Origin of the sequence: Tolumonas osonensis (genome assembly GCF_014202415.1) — a bacterium.
Lineage (GTDB): Bacteria > Pseudomonadota > Gammaproteobacteria > Enterobacterales > Aeromonadaceae > Tolumonas > Tolumonas osonensis.
Genome location: NZ_JACHGR010000006.1, coordinates 172449 through 196052, shown reverse-complemented (window position 1 = coordinate 196052; position 23604 = coordinate 172449). Strand labels below are relative to the sequence as shown.

At 51.8% G+C, this 23604-nt stretch carries 17 protein-coding genes; 14 read left to right on the top strand and 3 right to left on the bottom strand.

The window, feature by feature from the left end; genetic code table 11:
- The first annotated feature begins 176 nt into the window (after positions 1-176).
- From HNR75_RS09960 to HNR75_RS09945, 4 genes are all read left to right on the top strand, one after another.
- Positions 177-1811 (top strand): NAD(P)-binding protein, encoded by a 1635-nt coding sequence (locus tag HNR75_RS09960; RefSeq protein WP_188026824.1) that lies wholly within the window; start codon positions 177-179, stop codon positions 1809-1811.
- Positions 1808-5398, top strand: a complete 3591-nt coding sequence (gene nifJ / locus HNR75_RS09955; protein WP_188026823.1) for a pyruvate:ferredoxin (flavodoxin) oxidoreductase — start codon at positions 1808-1810, stop codon at positions 5396-5398. Before HNR75_RS09960 ends, nifJ begins: the two co-directional genes overlap by 4 nt.
- A 107-nt stretch (positions 5399-5505) precedes the next feature.
- On the top strand, positions 5506-6411 hold the full coding sequence (locus tag HNR75_RS15475) for a DUF2934 domain-containing protein (protein ID WP_223157854.1): 906 nt from the start codon (positions 5506-5508) through the stop codon (positions 6409-6411).
- On the top strand, positions 6411-8087 hold the full coding sequence (locus HNR75_RS09945; protein ID WP_223157853.1) for an ABC1 kinase family protein: 1677 nt from the start codon (positions 6411-6413) through the stop codon (positions 8085-8087). Before HNR75_RS15475 ends, HNR75_RS09945 begins: the two co-directional genes overlap by 1 nt.
- Positions 8088-8147: 60 nt before the next feature.
- On the opposite strand, the gene mgrA is transcribed toward HNR75_RS09945, so the two are convergent.
- Positions 8148-9191, bottom strand: coding sequence for an L-glyceraldehyde 3-phosphate reductase (gene mgrA / locus HNR75_RS09940; protein WP_188026822.1), 1044 nt, complete (start codon positions 9189-9191; stop codon positions 8148-8150).
- 330 nt (positions 9192-9521) lie between these two features.
- Here mgrA and fabF point away from each other — a divergent pair, with 330 nt between their 5' ends.
- The 9 genes from fabF (at position 9522) to HNR75_RS09895 (ending at position 20046) form a co-directional block, all read left to right on the top strand.
- The gene (gene fabF / locus HNR75_RS09935; RefSeq protein ID WP_188026821.1) at positions 9522-10799 is read left to right on the top strand and encodes a beta-ketoacyl-ACP synthase II; all 1278 of its coding nucleotides are present in this window, start codon (positions 9522-9524) and stop codon (positions 10797-10799) included.
- A gap of 168 nt (positions 10800-10967) precedes the next feature.
- Positions 10968-12161 (top strand): class I SAM-dependent methyltransferase, encoded by a 1194-nt coding sequence (locus tag HNR75_RS09930; protein WP_188026820.1) that lies wholly within the window; start codon positions 10968-10970, stop codon positions 12159-12161.
- 84 nt (positions 12162-12245) lie between these two features.
- Positions 12246-13277, top strand: a complete 1032-nt coding sequence (gene cobT / locus HNR75_RS09925) for a nicotinate-nucleotide--dimethylbenzimidazole phosphoribosyltransferase (RefSeq protein WP_188026819.1) — start codon at positions 12246-12248, stop codon at positions 13275-13277.
- A 362-nt stretch (positions 13278-13639) separates the two neighbouring features.
- Entirely contained in the window at positions 13640-15271 is a 1632-nt protein-coding gene (locus tag HNR75_RS09920; RefSeq protein ID WP_188026818.1) for a sodium/sugar symporter, read from the top strand.
- Positions 15272-15338: 67 nt separating this feature from the next.
- Positions 15339-17201 (top strand): putative nucleotidyltransferase substrate binding domain-containing protein, encoded by a 1863-nt coding sequence (locus tag HNR75_RS09915; protein ID WP_188026817.1) that lies wholly within the window; start codon positions 15339-15341, stop codon positions 17199-17201.
- A 98-nt stretch (positions 17202-17299) separates the two neighbouring features.
- Positions 17300-17947, top strand: coding sequence for a 3'-5' exonuclease (locus HNR75_RS09910; protein WP_188026816.1), 648 nt, complete (start codon positions 17300-17302; stop codon positions 17945-17947).
- A gap of 147 nt (positions 17948-18094) precedes the next feature.
- Positions 18095-18724 (top strand): alpha-ribazole phosphatase, encoded by a 630-nt coding sequence (gene cobC / locus HNR75_RS09905; RefSeq protein WP_188026815.1) that lies wholly within the window; start codon positions 18095-18097, stop codon positions 18722-18724.
- Positions 18725-18736: 12 nt separating this feature from the next.
- Positions 18737-19342, top strand: coding sequence for a cob(I)yrinic acid a,c-diamide adenosyltransferase (gene cobO / locus HNR75_RS09900; RefSeq protein WP_188026814.1), 606 nt, complete (start codon positions 18737-18739; stop codon positions 19340-19342).
- A 59-nt stretch (positions 19343-19401) separates the two neighbouring features.
- Positions 19402-20046: an MBL fold metallo-hydrolase gene (locus HNR75_RS09895; RefSeq protein WP_281364939.1), complete on the top strand. Its 645-nt coding sequence runs from the start codon at positions 19402-19404 to the stop codon at positions 20044-20046.
- Between the two features lie 43 nt (positions 20047-20089).
- Here the strand turns inward: HNR75_RS09895 and HNR75_RS09890 are convergent, their stop codons facing one another.
- Complete coding sequence (locus HNR75_RS09890) at positions 20090-21010, bottom strand: LysR family transcriptional regulator (RefSeq protein ID WP_188026813.1); 921 nt, start codon at positions 21008-21010, stop codon at positions 20090-20092.
- A 186-nt stretch (positions 21011-21196) separates the two neighbouring features.
- On the opposite strand from HNR75_RS09890, the gene HNR75_RS09885 reads away from it, so the two are divergent.
- Positions 21197-22558 carry a family 4 glycosyl hydrolase gene (locus tag HNR75_RS09885; RefSeq protein WP_188026812.1) on the top strand — a complete coding sequence of 454 codons (1362 nt, stop codon included), beginning with the start codon at positions 21197-21199 and terminating at the stop codon, positions 22556-22558.
- 70 nt (positions 22559-22628) lie between these two features.
- On the opposite strand, the gene HNR75_RS09880 is transcribed toward HNR75_RS09885, so the two are convergent.
- A complete protein-coding gene (locus HNR75_RS09880; protein ID WP_188026811.1) occupies positions 22629-23456 on the bottom strand; it encodes an MlaA family lipoprotein in 828 nt (275 codons plus the stop codon).
- Between the last annotated feature and the right edge of the window lie 148 nt (positions 23457-23604).

Genomic DNA, 23604 nt, shown 5'->3' with positions numbered 1-23604 from the left:
ATAAAGCATAGTTAAAGCTGCTCAAATAACCACCGATCCATTACTTGTGCTTTCATGCTAATACATGAGTAATCCCTTATATATGCAATGAAGATTAACGATCCATGAACTACAGTTTCTTAAGAAACTGATATTGCTGATCGGCCATCTTAAAAATTGCATCAACAGGGGCTTATATGAAAAAACACAGCCGGGACATGACGTTGCCACCTGATTTAAGCAGTAAAACAGGCACCGGACCTATCCGCCATATTCGTCCCATTTACCAGAATTCGCTGCCACCTTGTAACCAGGCCTGTCCGGCGGGTGAAAATATTCAGGCGTGGCTCGCCCTGGCACAAGCAGAGCGCTATGAAGAAGCCTGGCAGCACCTGATTGCCAACAACCCGATGCCAGCTGTTCATGGCCGGGTCTGCTATCACCCTTGCGAAACATCCTGTAACCGGACGCATGTTGACCAGTCTGTCAGTATTCATGCCGTTGAACGGTTTCTCGGGGATCAGGCACTGCTCCATGGCTGGAAACCGAAATTTGATGCGCCCCCGAGTGGTAAAAAGGTGCTGGTTATTGGTGCCGGACCTTCCGGATTATCGTGTGCATGGCAACTTCGTCGTCTCGGTCATGAGGTGGAAATTCATGAAGCAGGCCCGATGGCCGGTGGCATGATGCGCTTCGGCATACCCGCTTACCGGATGCCCCGGGATGTACTGGATCGGGAGATCCAACAAATACTGGATACCGGCATTACGTTGAAACTGAATCAGAAAGTGGACGATGTACTGAAGGTTAAAACAGAGAATGGCTTTGATGCCGTTTTTCTGGCTATCGGCGCGCATTTAGCCAAACGTATCGATATTCCGGCGCGCGAAGCCGGAAAAATTCTGGACGCCGTTAGTTACCTCTCCGCGGTTGAACGGGGCGAAGTGCCCAAGCTAGGCCGCCGTGTCGCCATCTATGGCGGCGGAAATACCGCGATGGATGCAGCCCGTACCGCCCGTCGTCTGGGCGCAGAAGAGACCGTGATTATCTATCGCCGGGATCGTGAGCATATGCCGGCGCATCAGTTCGAAGCCGATGAAGCCATAGAAGAAGGCGTGATCATTAACTGGCTGCGCACCATCCGGAATATCGATGGTACGACCTTAACCATTGAGGAAATGACGGTCGATGACAAAGGACAGCCTCAGCCGACAGGTAAGTATGAAACGCTGGAAGCGGATAGTGTGATCCTGGCACTTGGGCAGAACGTGGATCTTTCCGTCATCGAACGTATACCCGGTATCCAATTGCATGAAGATGGTGTGGTTACCGTTGACGAACACATGATGACCAGTGTCCCGGGCATTTTTGCCGGCGGGGATATGGTGCCATCCGAACGGACTGTCACTGTCGCAACAGGGCATGGCAAAAAGGCCGCACGGCATATCGATGGCTGGCTTAGGAACCAGCCTTACCAGAAACCAGCCGTACACCCCGTCATGCCCTATTCCAAACTGCATCTCTGGTATGACACCGATGCAGAAGCAAGCAGCCAGCCGGTGGTCACCCCTGAAGAACGCGAAGGATTCGATGAAATTATTGGTGGCTTGACGCCGGCGCAGGCCCGTTATGAAGCTGCACGCTGTTATTCCTGTGGCAACTGTTTCGAGTGCGACGGTTGCTACGGCGCCTGCCCGGAAGAAGCCATTATCAAACTGGGTAAAGGGGCGGGATACCGGATTGATTACGACAAATGTACCGGCTGCAGTGCTTGCTATAACCAGTGTCCCTGTCATGCCATGGAAATGATCAGCGAGGAGGTGCAGAAATGAACAAGCATCATGAAATACCCGTTTCTGACATGGTGATGATTGACGGCAATGAGGCGGCAGCCTGGGTGGCGTATAAAGTCAGTGAAATCTGTGCGATTTATCCGATCACCCCCTCCTCGACCATGGCGGAATTGGCGGACGAATGGTCAACACAACTGATACCTAATATCTGGGGAAATGTTCCCACAATCATCGAGATGCAACATGAAGGCGGCGCTGCTGGTGCTGTCCACGGCGCATTACAGGCCGGCGCGCTGAGTACCACCTTTACAGCGTCACAGGGTCTCATGCTGATGATCCCTAATATGTACAAAATTGCCGGTGAACTGACATCGACCGTCTTTCATGTGGCCGCGCGCTCACTCGCGGCGCAGGGACTTTCCATCTTTGGTGATCATCAGGATGTCATGGCGACCAGAGCGACAGGGTTTGCCCTGCTTTCATCCGCCACAGTCCAGCAGGCGCAGGATATGGCGATGATTGCGCACTCGGTCACACTGAGTACCCGGATCCCGTTCCTGCATTTTTTTGATGGTTTCCGTACGTCGCACGAAATAAACAAAATCGCCCGGCTGTCTGATGATCAGATAAAACAGATGATCTGTGATCAGCAGGTCAGAGAGCATCGGGCCCGGGCGCTGAATCCGGATCAACCGTTCATGAGAGGCACGGCACAGAATCCTGATACCTATTTCCAGAGCAGAGAAACCGTTAATGCGTTTTACGACCATGTCTCTGACATTGCTGAACAAACAATGAAACGTTTCGCTGAACTGACCGGACGGCAATATCACCTGGTTGAATATCATGGCGCGGAGGATGCGGAACACGTCATCGTCATCATGGGATCCGGCGCATCAACAGTAAAACAAACCGTTGACGTGCTGAATGCCAGTGGCAGCAAATTCGGTGTCGTGACGGTGCACTTATATCGCCCTTTCCCCGTCAAACACTTCATTAACGCCTTTCCGGAAACAACAAAATTTGTCACTGTGCTGGACAGAACCAAGGAACCCGGCTCAAACGGCGAACCGCTGTATCAGGATACGGTCGCCGCGTTCGTCTCCGCGGTGCAGCATAAACAATTCGGACAACTGCCAAAAATCAGCGGAGGCCGCTACGGGCTTTCGTCAAAAGAATTCACACCAGCGATGGTCAAAGCGGTTTTTGAAGAGCAGCAAAAAGTCACCGCCAATGACTTCTTTACGATAGGGATTACCGACGACGTCACACATCTGAGTTTACCCTGGAATGAATCGTGGCAGACAGAACCAGCAAATCAGGTACGCGCCCTGTTCTTTGGACTGGGAGCCGATGGTACGGTCGGAGCAAACAAAAACAGCATAAAGATTATCGGTGAATTGCCCGGATATTTTGCCCAAGGTTACTTTGTCTATGACTCGAAAAAATCAGGCTCAAGAACCGTTTCCCATTTGCGCTTTGGCCCGGAACCGATAGACGCGCCTTATCTCATCACATCCGCAAATTTCATCGGCTGCCATCAGTTCAATTTCGTCGAGTCGCTGGATTTATTACGTTATGCCGAACCCGGTGCCACGTTTCTTCTCAACAGTCCCTACCCTGCGGATGAAACCTGGGCTCGTCTGCCAAAGCATGTGCAAAAACAGATATGGCAGAAGCAAATAAAGTTCTATGTGATTAATGCCGCGGAGGTTGCACGCAGCACCGGCATGGGTACGCGCATTAATACCATCATGCAGACCTGTTTTTTTGCACTGTCTAATGTGATGCCAAAAGAACAGGCCATAAAACTGATTAAGAAAAGCATCGAAAAGACGTACCGCAAAAAAGGACGGTCCGTCATTGAGAAAAACTTTGAAGCGGTCGATGTCACCCTGGCACACCTGTATCAGATACCCATTTCTGAGCAATTCACCGGTATCGCTGCCGCGGCATGGAAAATACCCGATAACACGTCGTCCTTTGTCCACGAAGTCACCGCAGAGATGCTGCAGGAACGCGGTGACCGGATACCAGTTTCACTGTTACCGGCCGACGGCACTTATCCGACAGCAACCAGCCAGTGGGAAAAACGCAATATCGCGCTGGAAATTCCGGATTGGCGTGAAGATCTGTGCATTCAGTGCGGCAACTGCTCTTTCGTCTGCCCACACGCAGCCATCCGAGCCAAGTTTTATCATAAGGATTTGGTGGAAAATGCCCCGGAAGGTGCAAAATGGGCTCCTATCAGCGCCCGTGGATTCCCGGATACGCTGTATACCCTGCAGGTTTATCCGGAAGATTGCACCGGCTGTGGTCTCTGTGTTGAAGCCTGTCCGGTCCGGGCTGACGATGCCAACCACCGTGCCATTAACATGGCCGACAAACTGCCAATTCTGGAACGGGAAAAACGCGCCCTTGGCTGGTTCAATTCATTACCCTGGCCAAAACGCGCGGCCATTGATTTTTCAACCATACGCGGAGTGCAGTTTTTAGAACCGCTTTTCGAGTTTTCCGGTGCCTGCGCCGGTTGCGGCGAAACGCCCTATCTGAAAGCGCTCACACAGTTATTTGGTGACCGGATGATGGTAGCCAACGCCACAGGCTGCTCATCCATCTATGGCGGGAATCTGCCCACTACACCGTGGGCAAAAAACAGCGAAGGCAAAGGCCCGGCCTGGTCAAATTCACTGTTCGAAGATAACGCCGAGTTTGGTCTGGGTTTTCGTCTGACCGCCGATCATCACCGGACTCAGGCATCAACCGCACTGAGAACCATGACGCAGCAACTTGGCACTGAACTGATAGAACAGATCATCAACGCCCCGCAACAGGTCGAATCGCAGATCCAGCAGCAACGTGAACGTTTACTGCGGGTCCGTGAGCTATTAGCCAATGACCATTCGGAAGCCGTACTTAATCTGCAAAGTCTGCTCGATCATCTGATCAGACGTTCAGTCTGGATCATTGGCGGCGATGGCTGGGCCTATGATATTGGCTCCTCAGGCTTAGACCATGTGATCGCTTCCGGCAAAGACATCAATATCCTGGTGATGGATACCGAGGTCTATTCCAATACCGGCGGCCAGATGTCGAAATCGACGCCGCTGGGTGCCGTCGCCAAATTTGCGGCAGGCGGCAAAACCATGGCGAAAAAGGATATGGCATTACAGGCGATCGCCTACGGGAATGTGTATGTCGCCCGGATAGCCTTTGGCGCCAATCCGCAACAGGCTCTTCAGGCGATGCGGGAAGCGGAAGCCTATCCGGGGCCATCACTCATCATTGCGTACAGCCACTGCATTGCCCACGGTATCGATATGCGAACCGGCTTGATTCAGCAAAAACGTGCGATCGCTTCCGGCCATTGGCCATTAATCCGCTATAACCCCATATTGCGGGAACAGGGCCGGAACCCCTTCACGCTGGATAGCCTGCGGCCGACGATACCGCTCTATGAGTATCGCAAATATGAAAGCCGCTACCAGACACTGCTGCAACTGCATCCTGAGGAAGCACAACGGCTGATGGAGATCGCACAAAAAGTGGTGGATCAAAAATGGACGACGTATGAAGGCATGGCGCTCTATTCAGCGGAAGCCTTCCATCCGGATGCAAGGCGATAACCTGCAGACAATATTCGGCTGAAGTTTGATGTAGAGGTTTGCAACATCTAGACTTTTTATTAGACATTCATTGAGTTGCGACTGATAGATATTCAGGAGATGTGATCATGCGTAAACCTAAATCCAGTCCGGCAAAGCCGGTGAAGCGCAGCATACCAGAACCGATCGTCGAACCCGCACCGTCGGTGACAGAAGAAGAACGTTGCCGGATGATCGCCGAAGCAGCCTATTTCCGGGCCGAGAAACGCGGTTTTACCGATGGTAATACTGAAGAAGACTGGCTGGAGGCCGAGGCTGAAGTCGACCAGGCCCTGCAGCAACAGGAAACTGCACAGAAAATCGCAGCCACCGCGAAGGAGGTCGAACACCTGATTCAGTCCGTGCTGGAAAATGATACTGCCTCTATTTCCGACCGGGTCCGGGCCATCACACTGAATGCCTTCGCCGGCGCCAAGTTGGAGCCTGAAGCTCTCAAACAGATCATCAACACTGTGATAAAAGGCGCACAGCAAGGTGCTTCCGGCCGTGGTGAACATGAGGCCAAACTGCTGAAAGACGCCATGCAGGGGCTGGATGATGCCCTGGCTGCAGCGGCCGAAGCCACTCAGCTGGCACTGCAGGAAGCGGCAAACCGGAGCAGTGAATTTTCTCGGCAAGGCCTGAAGAAAACGATTGATGATCTCGCAACGCTCGAATCCCTGTTTATTGAAACCATCAGTACCGCCGCCCGGAACGCCACCGGCACCGCACAGGCCACGCTGCATGATCTGGTACAACACGCCCAAAACAGCGGTACCGCCGTCGGGCAGAAGGTCGAATCGGCGGTATCCCGGCTGGCGCATGTTCTTGTCGATACCTCCCGGGAGCAGATGTCGGCCGGCGCGCAAACACTGCGGAAAGAAGGCGCCCTGTTCGCCGGTATTGTGTCCGGGGTACTAAAAGGTGTCGCGGCTCAGTTGCAGGCAAAACCTGACAAGAAACCCGCTCCGCGTTCCTCTGGCAGAGGCAAGTAATGCTGTGGCAGGCGATCAGCGCAGTCCGCGATCTCGGACGGTTACATGATATCGCGTCCGTCCTGATCCGGTTCGGTTTCGGCGATCTGGTACGCCGGACCGGACTCGCCGGTGTGCTGGAGCGGGCCGGCCGGGCCCTGCACTGGCATGTGCCCGACGATCTTGCCCATCTGGAATCCCCTGCCCGTGTCCGGCAGGCCCTCGAAGAACTCGGCCCCACCTTCGTGAAACTGGGACAGATCCTGTCTACCCGTGTCGACCTGTTTCCGCCGGAATGGATCGCCGAGTTCAGCAAACTGCAGGATGCCGCGGTCGCCGTACCCTTCTCCGAGCTCCACGCTCAGCTGACCGAAGATCTGGGCGAACCGCCGGAGAATATTTTTCCCCGGCTGGAAACCGACGCACTGGCCGCCGCGTCACTGGCGCAGGTTCACCGGGCCTGGCTGACCGACGGCACACCGGTCATTCTCAAAATACGGCGCCCGGAGATCCGCCCGCTCGTGGAAGCCGATTTGCGCCTTATCAAGCGACTCGCCGAGATCGTGGAATCGGAAGTGCCCGATCTGCGCCGTTATCATCCCCGGGAGGTGGTACGCCAATTCACGCTGTCACTACGCCGCGAGCTGGATTTTTCTGCCGAGGGACGCAGCGCCGAGCGCATCGCCACCAGCTTTGAGGACCATCCTGAAATTGTCATTCCCCGGATCTATTGGGAGTGGACCTGCGAGCGGCTCAATGTCCAGGATTATATTGACGGTATTCCCGGCCGCGATCTAGCCGCACTCGATGCCGCCGGGCTGGATCGGGTTTTGCTGGCGCAACGCGGTACCGATGCCATCCTGAAAATGATTCTGGAAGACGGTTTTTACCATGCCGATCTGCATCAGGGAAACATCTACTACCTGACCGACAACCGGCTGGCCTTTATTGATTTCGGCATGGTGGGACGAATCTCCGAGGATCGCCGCTATCAGCTGGCCATCCTGCTGCACGCTCTGGTGAACCAGAATGCCGCCGTGGTGACCGATATTCTGCTCGACTGGAGCGAAAATACGGATGCCGATGCCGAAACACTGCAGGCAGAAATTGATGCGTTCGTCGATCAATATCACGGGGTACAACTGCGGAAGCTGGATCTGGGACGCATGCTCTCGGAACTGGTTACCATCATGCGTGATCACGCGCTTATGCTCCCGGCTGATCTGGCCATGTTGATCAAGGCCTTTATCACACTGGAGGGTGTCGGCCGGCAACTGAACCCTGCCTTTGACATGACCAGTGCGGCAGCCCCCATCCTTGATCAGATACTTGCCGCCCATTCCACTCCCGAAGCCTTGGCCAGACGGGGCTGGCGCGGACTCAGCGATGCCCTGGCCCTGATCGCCAGTCTGCCGAAAGATCTAAGCCGCCTGTTGCGTTCAGCCCGGCGGGGCAAATTGCAGATCCAGGTGGAAGTGCTCCCGCTCAAACAATTTGGTGAAAAAGTTGATCGGGCCATCAGCCGTCTTGCCCTCAGCATTATCACGGCAGCCCTGATTATCGGCTCGGCCATTGTCTCCGACATTGGAAGCGATCCAGACGGCGGAGTGTCCACCCTAGGGCTACTGGGCTTTATCGCAGCGGCCAGTGGCGGAATCTGGGTGCTGATTTCCATCTGGCGCAGCGGTAAGAATTAACTGCGGGCAGATAAAAACAAAAAAGCCGGAATAAACTTCCGGCTTCGTTTTTCCTGATAACTACTTCCGGGGTGGCCCCTGCCGCTCCGCCGATGCCGCCCAGAGATTGATGTTAGCATCCAGCGCATACAGGTCTATTTCGGCCAGCTCTGCTTCGGTGAAATCGCGGTTCGCCAAGGCACCGACGCAATCCTCCACCTGCTCCGGTCGGCTGGCGCCAATCAAAGCTGATGTTACCCGGCCACCGCGCAATACCCAGGCCAACGCCATCTGCGCCAGTGTCTGACCACGACGTTCGGCAATGTCATTGAGTTTGCGGATATGGCTCAGCGTTTCCGCGCTCAGGAAGCTTTCTCTCAGCGATTTGTGCTGCGTTGCACGGCTGCCTTCCGGAATACCGTTCAGGTATTTCCCGGTCAGCATCCCCTGCGCCAGCGGCGAAAACACGATCGAACCGACACCCAGCTCATCCAGAGTATCCAGCAGACCATCCTCCTCCACCCAGCGGTTCAGCATGGAATAACTGGGTTGATGAATCAGACACGGCGTTCCCAGATCTTTCAGAATGGCGACGGCTTCGCGGGTGCGCTGCGAGTTATAGGACGAGATCCCGACATACTGCGCTCTGCCGGAACGAACAATATGATCCAGCGCCATCATGGTTTCTTCCAGCGGCGTCAACGGATCAAACCGATGCGAATAGAAAATATCGACGTAATCCAGCCCCAGCCGTTTCAGACTCTGGTCACAGCTGGCAATCAGATACTTGCGGCTGCCCCACTGACCATAGGGCCCCGGCCACATGTCATAGCCGGCTTTGGAAGAGATGATCAGCTCATCCCGGTAAGCGGCAAAATCGGTTTTCAGAATCTTGCCAAAGGCAATTTCGGCAGACCCCGGTGGCGGACCGTAGTTATTCGCCAGATCGAAATGCGTGATCCCCAGATCAAATGCCTTACGACAAATCGCCCGCTTGGTGTGATCCGGCGTGTCTTCACCAAAGTTGTGCCACAGACCAAGTGAAATTGCCGGCAGTAACAGCCCCGAGAGGCCACAACGCTGATATGTCATTGAGTTATATCTGTTTTCTGAAGCTTGCCACATAAAAGGTCTTACTCCTTAATACAGCGAATGAAACATCACTGAACAAAAATTAGTCCATACTTATCTACTGACTGCTATTCCAGATGGCTGAGCTCACAGCCCTATCCACCGTCATACTGAAAATTTATCGCCATCCGCGATAGCAAATGCATCTGGTGTCATAAAGAGATACCACAATAATTTTGGTAAGCGGTTATTGCGATAACAAAAACGCAACAAGGTACGCAAATTAAACATGTTTCACACTAACTTGCATAATGAAAGTGATCAGCGTCAACGTGATAGTCATGAAGCTACCCCTGACGCGCATTACCATGAGGAATCATTATCATGACATTACGTCGCATTGTCGTCACTGGCATGGGCGCTGTAACTCCGCTGGGTTGCGGTACTGAAACAGTCTGGCAACGTTTGCTGGCCGGACAATCCGGTTTACGCCGGCTGGCCGAATCAGTCACTGCCGACCTGCCGGCTAAAGTGGGCGGTGTTGTTCCGTCTCAGGAAGAAGATGCGGAAGCCGGCTTTAATCCTGATGACGTGATCCCGGTAAAAGAACAGAAGAAGATGGATCGTTTCATCATGTTCGCTATTGCCGCCGCCAAAGAAGCATTAGCGCAAGCGGGCTGGGTCGCCAATACGCCGGAAGAACAGGAACGTACTGCGACCATCATCGCTTCCGGGATCGGCGGTTTTCCTGCCATCGTCGATGCGGTCCGTACGACCGATACCAAAGGCCCTCGCCGTTTGTCGCCGTTCACTATTCCTTCATTTCTGGTGAATATGGCTGCGGGCCATGTCTCGATTAATTTCGGTTTTAAAGGTCCGCTGGGCGCTCCGGTAACAGCTTGCGCCGCCGGTGTTCAGGCCATTGGCGATGTGGCCCGAATGATCCGCAATGGTGAAGCCGATATTGCTGTTTGTGGCGGAGCTGAAGCATGCATAGATCGGGTGAGCCTTGCCGGCTTTGCTGCCGCCCGTGCCTTGTCGTCGTCATTTAACGATACCCCGGAATCCGCGTCACGCCCGTTCGATGTCAATCGTGACGGCTTTGTCATGGGCGAAGGGGCCGGATTGCTGGTGATTGAATCGCTGGAACATGCTCTGGCACGTGGCGCAACCCCGATTGCAGAATTAGTCGGTTATGGCACCAGTGCCGATGCCTATCACCTGACGGCCGGACCGGAAAACGGTGACGGCGCACGTCGCGCCATGGCGGCCGCCATTCATCAGGCAGGTATTGCACCTTCCCAAATCCAGCATCTGAATGCGCATGCCACCTCAACCCCTGTTGGTGATAAGGGTGAACTGGCCGCTATCAAGGCCATTTTCGGTACGGATAACAAGATTGCCGTAACGTCAACCAAATCGGCAACCGGACATCTGCTGGGTGCTGCTGGCGGCATTGAAGCCATCTTCACGGTACTGGCACTCCGCGATCAGATTGCGCCTGCCACCCGCAATCTGGAACAAGCCGATCCGTTTGCCGAGGGTGTCGATATTGTCCACGGCGCCGCCCGTAAAATGCCGATTGAATATGCCATTTCTAACGGCTTTGGTTTCGGCGGAGTTAACGCCAGCGTGTTATTCAAACGCTGGACTGGCGCTTAATTTTCCTCCTGCCCGGCTGCTGTGTTCTTCGTGAGCACAGCAGCTCACTCGTCTTTCCCTTCAGTGCTGTGTGGGTTACTGCTTTAAGCCTTAATCCCGATGTGAGCATTGGAGTTTCAAAACAGGGACGGCTACAATATTAACCCTGTTTTTTTACCAGAGCCTCCTATGAGCACTACCGTTTTTCTGCAAAAAGATCGGGAAAAATCCCTGCTTCGACGTCATCCGTGGATTTTTTCCAAAGCTATCGACAAAGTAAAAGGCAAACCGCACGCCGGTGAGCCGGTAGAAATCGTCGATCATCGCGGTAAGTGGCTGGCACGCGGAGCCTGGTCTCCGGATTCTCAAATCCGGCTTCGTGTCTGGACATTCAAACAAGACGAACAGATTGATACCGACTTCTTCGTGCGTCGTCTGCAGCAGGCGCAACGCGGCCGTGACGCCCTGATCGCCCGCCAGCAACTTTCGGCCTATCGTCTGGTAGCGGCAGAATCCGATCTGCTGCCGGGTATCACCATCGATCGTTATAACGACTACCTGGTCTGTCAGCTGCTTTCCAGCGGCGCGGAATACCACCGTCATGAACTGATCAATGCGCTGCAACAGCTTTATCCAACCTGTTCTATTTACGAACGTTCTGACGTTGCAGTACGTAAAAAAGAGGGTCTGGCTGAACGTACCGGTCTGCTGTACGGCGAAGTACCGCCGGATGAAGTGGTCATTGAAGAAAACAACGGCATTAAAATCAGCGTGGACATCAAAGGCGGCCATAAAACCGGCTTCTACCTGGATCAACGCGATAACCGTGCCATTGCCGGCCGCTATGCCAAAGATCGCCGGGTGCTGAACTGCTTCTGCTATACCGGCGGTTTCGGTGTATATGCGCTGCATGGTGGTGCCAGTGAAGTCATCAACGTCGACGTGTCCGAACCGGCACTGGCGCTGGCTAAACACAACGCAACCCTGAATCAGCTGGATCTGAGCAAAGCCCATTTCGAGAAACAGGATGTGTTCAAGCTGCTGCGCGAATACCGCGAACGCGGCGAAAAATTCGACATGATCGTGCTGGATCCGCCGAAATTTGCCGAAAGCAAAGCCCAGCTGGACGGTGCCTGCCGCGGTTATAAAGATATCAACCTGCTGGCTTTTCAGTTGCTGAACCCGGAAGGCATTCTGCTGACCTTCTCCTGCTCCGGTCTGATGACATCTGAGCTGTTCCAGAAAATTGTCGCTGATGCCGCACTGGACGCAGGCCGTGAAGCGCAGATCCTGGAACGCATGACTCAGGCAGCCGATCACCCGATTGCCACCCCTTATCCGGAAGGTTACTACCTGAAAGGACTGGTTGTTCGCGCAATATAATAACGAACTGAACCAATGCAGTTATCACGCTGCATTGGTTTTATTTTTTACTGGTTTACACAAAAAATAAATAAAGGGAAAAAAATGAGCACGTCATGGAATATCAAACCGGTCTCACAAAAAGACAGTGACGCCATCCAGCACAAAATCAATATGAAAACCAAACCGCTGGGTGCCCTAGGTGCGTTGGAACAAACCGCCCACCAGCTGGCACTGATTCAACAGAAAAACCAGATCGTGATCCAGAACCCGACCATGCTGGTGTTCGCCGGTGATCATGGTGTGGCAGAAGAAAATGTCAGTCTGACCAGCAGCGATGTCACCCGTCAGATGGTACTTAATTTTCTGGCCGGTGGTGCCGCCATCAACTGTTTCTGCCGTGCCAATGACATGGCGCTGAAAGTGGTTGATGCCGGGATCAAGACACCGGTAGAAGACGAGCGGCTGATCCTGCAACGCGTTGGCGCCGGTACCCGCAATCTGGCCAAAGAACCGGCCATGACCGAAGAAGAAGTGCTGCAGTCGCTGCACTATGGCCGTCAACTGGCCAGCCAGCTCGTATCTGAAGGCTGTAACCTGCTGGCCTTCGGTGAAATGGGCATTGGCAACACGACACCGGCATCCTGCATTATGGCCGCGCTGCTGAATAAATCCGCCGCTGACTGTGTCGGCCGTGGCACTGGCATCAGTGACGCGCAGTTGGATCGCAAGATTAACATCTCCGCGACCGCGTTAAACCGCATCGGAAATAACAAAACCCCGCTGAATGTGCTCCGTGAAGTCGGTGGCTTCGAAATTGCCCAAATCACCGGCGCGATTCTGGGCGCCGCAGAGGCAGGGATCAGCGTTCTGATCGATGGTTTCATCATTACGGCGGCGGCCCTGCTGGCAACCAGAATTGCCCCTGCCAGCCGGGATTATATGCTGTTTGCCCACTGTTCCGGCGAACAGGGACACCAGACCATGCTGGAAGCACTGGACGCCGCTCCGCTGCTGCAACTTGGCCTGCGTCTGGGTGAAGGCACCGGTGCCGCGATAGCGTTACCCCTGATCCGTTCAGCCGCCGAGTTCTATAACAATATGGCCAGCTTCGAGAGTGCCGGTGTAACGCTCTGATGCAGAGCCGGAAACGGCGGAGACCACTCCGCCGGACCGTTCTCAGAACCTATCCCTTTCCAGTCACAAACTCCTGCCTTTACCTTCTTTTTCGGTGAAACATCGTTTTCACTTTAAGTGAAAACGATACCAAAATATCATCATTCCATGCCCGTGACGGGCATATACCATACTACACATTGTTTCATAACTCGTTTCACAAACAGAAAAATCTATAAACAACAATAATATACAATTTAAATGCAAGTACTGTCTTACACAGCTCTTCATCAGGGGGAGCAAATAATGTGACGAATGTTGCATTCGCAATTAGTGGAAACGTTTACAATCACAGCAGATTTAATCACATGGAAAATTAAAAGATGTCTACTACAGATGTTGGCTTAAGCTTCTTGGATATACTGGTCTTTGCCCTGTATGTGGCAATTATCATAGGTGTTGGTCTCTGGGTATCCCGGGATAAAAAAGGGGTACAGAAAAGCACGGAAGATTATTTTCTGGCAGGCAAGTCATTACCTTGGTGGGCGGTAGGCTCGTCACTGATTGCAGCCAATATTTCAGCTGAACAATTTATTGGTATGTCAGGCTCCGGCTACTCGATTGGTCTGGCGATTGCCTCTTACGAGTGGATGTCGGCAATTACGCTTATCATTGTCGGTAAATACTTCTTGCCGATCTTTATTGATAAAGGCATTTACACTATTCCGGAATTCGTCGAGAAACGATTCAACAAAAACCTGAAAACCATTCTGGCTGTTTTCTGGATTGGGCTCTATATCTTCGTTAACCTGACCTCCGTGCTTTATCTGGGTGGTCTAGCGCTACAGACCATTCTTGGCATTCCGCTCATCTATTCGGTTATCGGCCTGGCTGCTTTCGCTCTGGTTTATTCCATTTATGGCGGCTTGTCTGCCGTCGTCTGGACAGATGTTATTCAGGTGTTCTTCCTGGTTCTGGGCGGCTTACTGACCACCTTCATTGCTCTCAGCTACATTGGTGGTGCTGACGGTATGATGAGCGGTCTGACCAAAATGGTCGAAGCTGCACCGGAGCACTTTGAAATGATTCTGGATCAGAGCAATCCTCAATACATGAATCTGCCGGGTATTGCTGTTCTGATTGGTGGTCTATGGGTTGCCAACCTGTATTACTGGGGATTCAACCAATATATTATCCAACGTACATTGGCGGCGAAATCCGTTCAGGAAGCACAAAAAGGTATTGTTTTCGCAGCTTTCCTGAAACTGATTATTCCTTTCCTGGTCGTGGTACCCGGGATCGCAGCATACGTCATCACCACTGATCCACAACTGATGTCTGCCTTAGGCGAGATCGCACACAACAACATGCCAAGTGCAGCACAGGCAGACAAAGCTTATCCATGGCTGACACAGTTCCTGCCTGTTGGCTTCAAAGGCATCGTATTCGCCGCTCTCGCCGCCGCAATTGTTTCCTCTCTGGCCTCCATGTTGAACTCTACCGCAACCATCTTCACCATGGACATTTACAAGGTCTACATTGCTCCTGAGACCGGTGACCATAAACTGGTAAACGTGGGTCGTACTTCTGCTGTTGTTGCACTGGTCATTGCCTGTTTTGTTGCACCAATGCTGGGTGGTATCGGTCAGGCATTCCAGTACATTCAGGAATATACCGGTCTGGTTAGCCCGGGGATCCTCGCCGTCTTCCTGCTCGGTCTGTTCTGGAAAAAGACAACCAGTAAAGGCGCAATCACCGGTGTGGTTCTGTCCATTCCATTTGCCCTGTTCCTGAAGATCATGCCACTGTCTATGCCATTCCTGGATCAGATGCTCTATACCCTGCTCTTCACCATCGTAGTAATCGCATTTACCAGTCTGAGCACTTCCGTAAATGACGATGATCCAAAAGGTATTTCACTAGAATCATCCATGTTCGCTACCGATCGCAGTTTTAATATTGCCTCTTACGCCATCATGCTGATCCTTGCTGTCCTGTATACAGTATTCTGGTAATCAGACTGCATACCACGGCCCCGTCAATACATTTGGCGGGGTTTCCTTTTTTCCGGCGGAACCCGCAATGAACCAGACATTACTACCCAATATTGTGGAATTTATCGAAAAAATTGATCCCTTCGATAAATTCCCCGAGCCATTGCTGAATAATGTTGCAGCAGCAATAGAGATTATCTATCTGGCCAGAGGTGAGCACATGACACCGCCGGATGATAAAAATAATGGGTATCTTTATATTATCCGCACGGGCTCTATCGAGCAGCGAAAACCGAATGGGGTACTCCGCGCCAAACTGGGCCCGGAAGATATGTTTGGATTTACGTTACTTTCCGAACAGAAAGATCCAGCATCCGCCTACAGCGTTACCGCCATCGAAAACACACTGATTTACCGGATCTCTCATCCCGCACTGCTCTCGCTGCTGGCTGGGACCCCCTCCTTGCTATCTCATTTTGCAGCTAATGCACAAACCCGTATTCAGTCCGCACTGGAAGTCGTCTGGTCTGCAGATGAAAAAGGGCTGTTTTTTAAAAAAGTTGCAGAAATTGCCAGCAGCAATATTGTTGTTACCAAACCGGATACCAGTATTCAGCAAGTGGCGCGTGAAATGCGGGATATTGCCCGGACCTCCTGTGCCGCCATCGTGGATAACGGGAAACTGGTTGGTTTAATCACTGACAAGGACATGACGAAACGCGTTGTCGCTCAGGGTGTCGATATTACAAAACCCGTCTCCACTGTCATGACCCGACATCCACATACTATCCGGGCCGATGACTTAGTGCTGAAAGCAACCTCTGTCATGATGCAATACAATATCCGGAACCTGCCGGTTCTTGATGATAAGAACCAGGTTACAGGATTGCTTACGCCATCCGAGCTGGTTCAGCGTCACAGTGTGCAGGCTATATTCATTATCGACAAAATCAATCATTGCAAAACACTGGATGAGCTCGCCCAGCTGACAGCGGAACGACAGGCAATCTTTGAAGCGCTGGCAGAAGGCAAGGTAAAACCAGACATTATCGGCCAAGTTATGGCCATGATCATGGATACGTATAACCGTAAACTGATTGAAATGGCCGAAGCCTATTTAGGCAAAGCACCCTGTGAATATACCTGGATCGCTGCCGGCTCTCATGCCCGTAACGAAATTCACATGTTGTCCGATCAAGACAGCGCTATTGTTTTCTCTGATTCTGCCAGTGAGAAAGATCGTCTTTATTTCAATCATTTGGCCATTTATGTATGTAAAGGCCTGGCGCAGTGCGGCTATCCTTTATGCTCGGGCCGGTTCATGGCCGCTACCGGTAAATGGTGCCAACGTCTGGAAGTTTGGAAAACGTATTACCGTAAATGGGCAACAAACCCGGAATATGACATGCTGCTGAACCTCAGTGTTTTCCTTGATATTCGCCCGGTGGCTGGTAGTCATACCCTGTTTCTTGAGCTGAACAACTATCTGCACACCCAGATTAAAGACAATACAAAATTTATGGCCGCACTGGTCAGAAATGCGATTTCGTTCAAACCGCCACTCGGAATATTCAATAACCTGGTTCTCATCAAAGAGGGGGCGCATGAACATACCCTCAACATTAAGAAAGCAGCAATCAACCTGCTGGTTGACCTCGCCCGGATTTATTGTTTGTACGCCGACGGTACCGAAACTGGCACCGAAGAGCGCTTCCGTTATGCTTTCACTCACGGAGCTATCAACGAAGAGTCATTAAAAGATCTGCTTGGGACGTATCAGTTTGTTAATCAGATACGCTACACCCATCAGCTGCATGCGCTTCAGCAGGGAAAAGAACTTAACAACAATATTATCCCGGATGAATTCGGTAATTTTGAACGTAAACACCTCAAGGATGCATTTCGTATTATTGCGAATATTCAGGAGGTCACCCGGATGCGATTCTGCTGACGGCTATGTTTAGTCATCGCTTTCACCCGTTAACCCGGCTGGACAAAACCAGAAGAGAATATCTGATAAGGAAAGAATTACCCTCCTTCATCCGGTCATTGCTGGCTAATGCCTATCCGAAAATTGATCAGCAGCTTGATACGCTTGATGTGCTGTCGATTGATTTTGAAACAACGGGCATGGACGCATCACGAGACCATATTTTGAGCATGGGATACGTGACAATAACCAGCGGCGTTATTCAGTTGAACACAGCAACCCATCATTATCTGAACGGGAATACTAGTGTCAGCCCGGATACTGCGGTTATAAATCATATCGTACCGGAAATGCTGACTACCGGAATTTCACCGGAGGCCGCATTCAATGCTCTGTTCCATGCCATGCATAATAAGATACTGCTGGCGCACGGTAGTATTATGGAAAAGCGGTTTACAGAACAATACCTGCTGAAAACATTCGGTCTCAAGGGATTACCCCTATTATGGATCGACACCCTATCCCTGGAACAATACCGGACTAATAGCAGAAACCCGGTTCGGGACTATCGTTTATCCTCCATCAGGAAGCGCTATCAACTGCCCGATTATAACGCTCACAACGCATTAACCGACGCAATATCAACGGCCGAATTATATCTGGCACAGCTAAAAAGCATCTTCGGTAATGAACCGGCAACATTGGGACATTTATACAAGTGTTCACAGCAAACATCTGGAATATTTAACATCCGAAGCCCTTACTGACCATTCCCACCTTTTCAGACTCATAATTATCCTTTTTTCATACCCCTCTGATGGCACAAAGATCCTTTGAGGGTTAAAATCCAATTTATTACGCCTTGTTTTCAACATTATTATTGTTCAGCGACCATGGTCTCTGAAAGGACAACCATGAACTCCTCTTATCAGAGCGCGATTATTGATTTACTGCGTCACGGCGCGATTGCCGGTGATGCCGGTTTATATGGCCACACCGATGTTGCCCTGAGTGAATCCGGCTGGCGACAGATGCAACAGTCGGTGAATATTGATCTGCAATATCAGCAGGTGATCAGTTCACCGCTGCAACGTTGCCATCGTTTTGCCAAAGATTACAGCCGCCGGCATGCTCTGCAACTGAATACCGACCCGCAGTTGCGGGAAATGAATTTCGGCGACTGGGATGGCCATACGTTCGATCATCTCCAGACCCGCTGGCCGGAACTGGAGAAGTTCTGGCAAGCACCGGCGGAAGTCACACCGCCGGAAGGCGAATCGTTGCTGGCGTTTAAAAACCGGATCACACAGGTATGGCAATCGTTATTACAGCAGTGTCGCGGTACGCAGGCATTGGTGGTAACGCATGCCGGTGTTATCCGGATGATCCTTGCGCAGCTCCTGTGCGTAAACTGGCAATCCGCTGATTATTATCAGCACCTGCGGATTGATTATGGCTCGATAACACGGATACAGGTTCTGTATACCGAGGATGGCGTTTATCCTCAGATCCGTTTTATTGGCCGGCCATCCCCTGCTATCTGACCGGAGAATCAAATGGAAGAAAACAGTGAACGCCAGCAACGCTACCAGGCCCGTCAGCAACGGCTGAAAGAAAAAGTCGATGCCCGCATTGCAGCCGCACAGGATGAACGAGGCATTCTGATCATCATCACCGGTGACGGCAAAGGTAAAAGCACCTCCGGTTTCGGTACCGTGACCCGTGCTGTGGGTCATGGTCTGCATGCCGGCGTCGTGCAGTTCATCAAGGGCACCTGGGAATGTGGTGAACGGGTATTGTTACAAAAAGCCGGTGTCGAGTTTCATATCATGGCGACCGGCTTTACCTGGGAAACACAGAACAAGGAAAAAGATCAGCAGGCCGCGCAGCTGGTGTGGCAGGAAGCCAAACGGATGCTGGCCTCGGATCAATATGACGTCGTGCTGCTGGATGAGCTGACATATATGGTTGCCTATCACTATCTGGATGTAGATGAAGTGATTACCGCGCTGACGAACCGCCCGCTACACCAGCACGTCATCATTACCGGTCGTGGCTGTCACCGGGCGCTGCTGGAACTGGCGGATACCGTCAGCGAGATAAAAAATGTCAAACATGCCTTCAACAATGGCATAAAAGCCCAGAAAGGCATCGACTGGTAATAGTGGTATTCCGGCGTGTGCATGGTTACCATTTGGAAAAATGAATTACAGGACACATCATGTTGCAGTATCAGATCATTCCGGTAACCGCTTTTCAGCAAAATTGCACGCTGCTCTGGTGCGATGAAACCAATGAAGCCGCCCTTGTCGATCCAGGCGGTGATATCGAAAAACTGTTGCAGGCCGTTGAGAAAAAACAGCTGAAGCTGACCAAGCTGTTACTGACGCATGGCCATCTGGATCATGTTGGTGGTGCCGATAAACTTCGTCAGCGTACCGGCTGTCCGATCGTTGGCCCGCATCAGGCGGATGCTTTCTGGCTGAACGCGCTGCCAGCACAATCCGAGATGTTCGGTTTTGCGCATACCGATGTCTTCACGCCGGATCAGTGGTTAACCGAGAATGACACTGTCGCTGTCGGCAACCTGCAGTTGCAGATCCTGCACTGCCCCGGTCATACCCCGGGTCACGTGGTCTTTTATCACCCGGAAAGCCACCTGGCGATTGTCGGTGATGTGCTGTTTAACGGCTCTGTCGGCCGGACCGATTTCCCGCAGGGTAACCACACCGATCTGATCAGTGCCATTACCAAAAAACTGCTGCCGCTGGGCGATGACGTGAAATTCATCCCGGGTCATGGTCCTATGTCGACACTGGGTCACGAGCGCGTCAGCAACCCTTACCTCTGCCAGCCAATCTGGTAAAACACGACCATTGCCCTTCAATTTCGCCAGACATTGAAGGGCATTACACCAGATGCCGTTTCTCCTGCAGATTCTGCTGCATCAGTTGCAGCATATCGTTCAGTTGCGGATCCTGATGCCGCTCCCGCAACATATAGATCCCGATTGAATTGGTTTTCTGATTTTCGGTCAGCTGCAGGCTGACAATGTTGAACTGGCTGAAGTAACTCTCCATGCTGCCCGGAAAAAACAAGATCGCATTGGTTCCTTCCAGCGTTTCAATACAGGCTTCCATCGTATTACTGGAATAAACGATTTTTTCTGCCATATGCACCGAACTGCCGTGTTCCTTAAGGTATAACTCATCCATGACGTGATAATAACGGCTTTCATTCGGTGTCAGATGGATTGCCGGATAATCCTTCAAATCATCCGCGGTACATGACCGTAATGCCAGCGGATGTGCCGACCGGACGAATGCCTTGTTGGTTGCCTGATACAACGGAATAAACAGTACACCCGCATTGCGGTTGAGACCGTAAATCTCATTCCCTACAGAAAGATCCAGATCGCCACTCAAGAGCTGATCCATAAGCCGCAGATTATTTCCGATCTCGGTATGGATATTGGCCGAAGGATGTCGCTGCCGGTATGTTCTGACGCTGTCGCGGACAAACAGATGCCACTCCGCATGGCCTGAGCCTACTTTCAACTCACGCTCCAGACGCTCTTTCAAAAAGCCGATTTTGGTGAGCGTATTGTCATGCAGCCGCTGCATGATACGCGCCTCTTCCAGTACCACGTGCCCGAATTCAGTCAGCTCCACACCGCTGGAGGAACGGACGAGCAACGGTACACCGAGCGATTCTTCCAGCCGTTTAATATTGATGCTCAGCGTGGATTGATTCATGCATAGTTTATTTGCAGCATGCGTCACATTTTTGAGCGTTGCCACTTCGAGGAATTGCCGTAAAACCTTGTCCATGATCACAGCTCCCGGTTATGAAATTGATTTAATCAATGGCCAGGCTCAAAACTACCATTTCCTATATGTCTGCGCACTCTCTAATATCATTTTCAACCCGACCTTTTCACCCGGGACACAGGTATAAAAACCTTATCTAATCAAATTGTTACACAAGAACAGACAGATATTTCAGGAGAGAATTTCATGACAACCAAGATCGTCCTTATCGGTGCAGGCAGTGCTCAGTTCGGTTATGGCACACTCGGTGATATTTTCCAGAGTCAAACGCTGGCAGGCAGTGAAATCGTATTACATGACATCAACCCGAAATCACTGGCCTTAACCGAAGAGACCGCCCGGAAATTTATCGCAGAAAAAGATCTGCCTTTCACCATCAGTGCCACCACCAACCGGAAAGAAGCCCTGAAAGGCGCGAACTTCATCATGATCTCGATTGAAGTCGGCGATCGCTTTGCTCTGTGGGACATGGACTGGCAGATTCCGCTGCAATACGGCATCAGACAGGTTTATGGCGAAAACGGCGGCCCCGGTGGTCTGTTCCACTCCCTGCGCATCATTCCGCCAATTCTGGCGATCTGTGAAGATATCGCAGCTATTTGTCCGGATGCCTGGATTTTCAATTACTCCAACCCGATGAGCCGCATCTGCACTACCGTCCACCGCAAGTTCCCGGAACTGAACTTTGTCGGTATGTGCCATGAAATTGCATCGCTGGAACGCTATCTGCCTGAAATTCTGGATACCCCGTTCAGCAATCTGGCCTTACGTGCCGGCGGTCTGAACCATTTCAGTGTGCTGCTGAATGCCAATTACCGTGATTCCGGCAAAGACGCTTACGCCGATATCCGCGCCAAAGCGCCGGCCTATTTTGAGAAATTGCCCGGGTTTGCCGATATCCTGAATTACACCCGCAAGCACGGAAAACTGATTGAGACCGAAGGCGCCACCGAGCGGGATGCCATGGGTGGTATCGACAGCGCTTATCCGTGGGCTGACCGAACCCTGTTTAAAGAAATACTGGAGAAATTCAATTATCTGCCGATCACCGGTGACAGCCACTTCGGCGAATATATCCGCTGGGCTTATGACGTCAGTGACCATCGCGGTATCCTCGATTTTTATGCCTTCTACCGCGATTATCTGGGACATGTTGAACCAAAAATCGAGCTGAAACTCAAAGAGCGCGTTGTCCCTATCATGGAAGGCATTCTGACGAACGCCGGTTATGAAGAAGCCGCGGTCAACATTCCGAACAAAGGTTATATCAGACAATTACCGGAATTCATTTCCGTCGAGGTGCCGGCCATCATTGACAATAAAGGTGTGCACGGTATTCAGCTGGAAATGCCGGCTGGCATCGGCGGATTGCTGGCCAACCAGGTTGCGGTACATGATCTGACAGCAGAGGCTGTCCTGAATCAGTCAAAAGAGCTGGTCATCCAGGCGCTGCTGGTCGATTCGGTAAACGATAAATGCCGCTGCATTCCGGAAATGGTCGACCTGATGATTGCCCGTCAGTCACCTTATCTCGACTATCTGAAATAATCGGCGACATACACAGCACATATAAACAAGGGCGTAACCTGAGTTACGCCCTTGTTCGTTGCAATTAATTCTATTCGCTGTCGATTTCATCCAGGTATTTTTCAACTTCAGCATCGGTTTCAGCGTCGCTCTTGCTGCCCATTTTAGCGGCTTTTTTACCCTGCACTTTCGCTTCCTGATACTGCAGGTAAAAATCCCGGGTCGTGATATATGGATCAAGCGCATTGTCGATAATGGCTTCCTGGTCGATCACTTTGGAACGGGCATCCAGACCGGACAGCGCGAATTTCGCAATCGTGACCGGTGTCGTCATGTAGCTGTATGGCCAGTACAGATTATCCACAACCTGTCCGATCCCGCTGCGTAAAGTCATCGGGCCCGCAACCGGGATCATGAAATACGGCCCCTGTGTCATTTTCGCCCGGCCCAGCACGGTCGACATGCTCATCTCACGCCGTTCAATACCCATATCCGTGGCGATATCAAACAACCCCAGCAGGCCGACCGTCGAGTTCAGCGAGAAACGGGCCAGACTGGCACCGGAATGTCCGAACTCACCCAGCAACAGGTTATTTACCGTATTGTTAGGCTCATCCAGGTTAGCAACAAAATTGCTGACACCGGTACGAAACGGCGCCGGTACCCATTCCACGTAGCCGTGTACCACCGGTCTGAACACATTCTTGTCCAGAATGTCATAGTTGAGCCACCACATTGCCCGGTTGAATGTCGGGAACGAATCGGTCGATCCACCCGGCCCGGATGGGTAATCCGCCGAGATATGCGTAGCCAGAATATCGGTTTGTGCCGGCGCATCTTCTGCCGTCGCCGCGGCATACGTTACAGAAGAGAAAAATCCACACACGAGCACTGAGAGCAGTTTTCGGATTGGTATCATGATAATGATTCAGTAATGTCATTGAGGCAGACGTAAAACGGCTGCATTTTTTGATCGCCTGACGAAATAATCATTATATCAGGCGATCACAAGGGATGCGGAAGAATACGATCAATGATCTGATTGCAGATGTCAATATCAACTATCC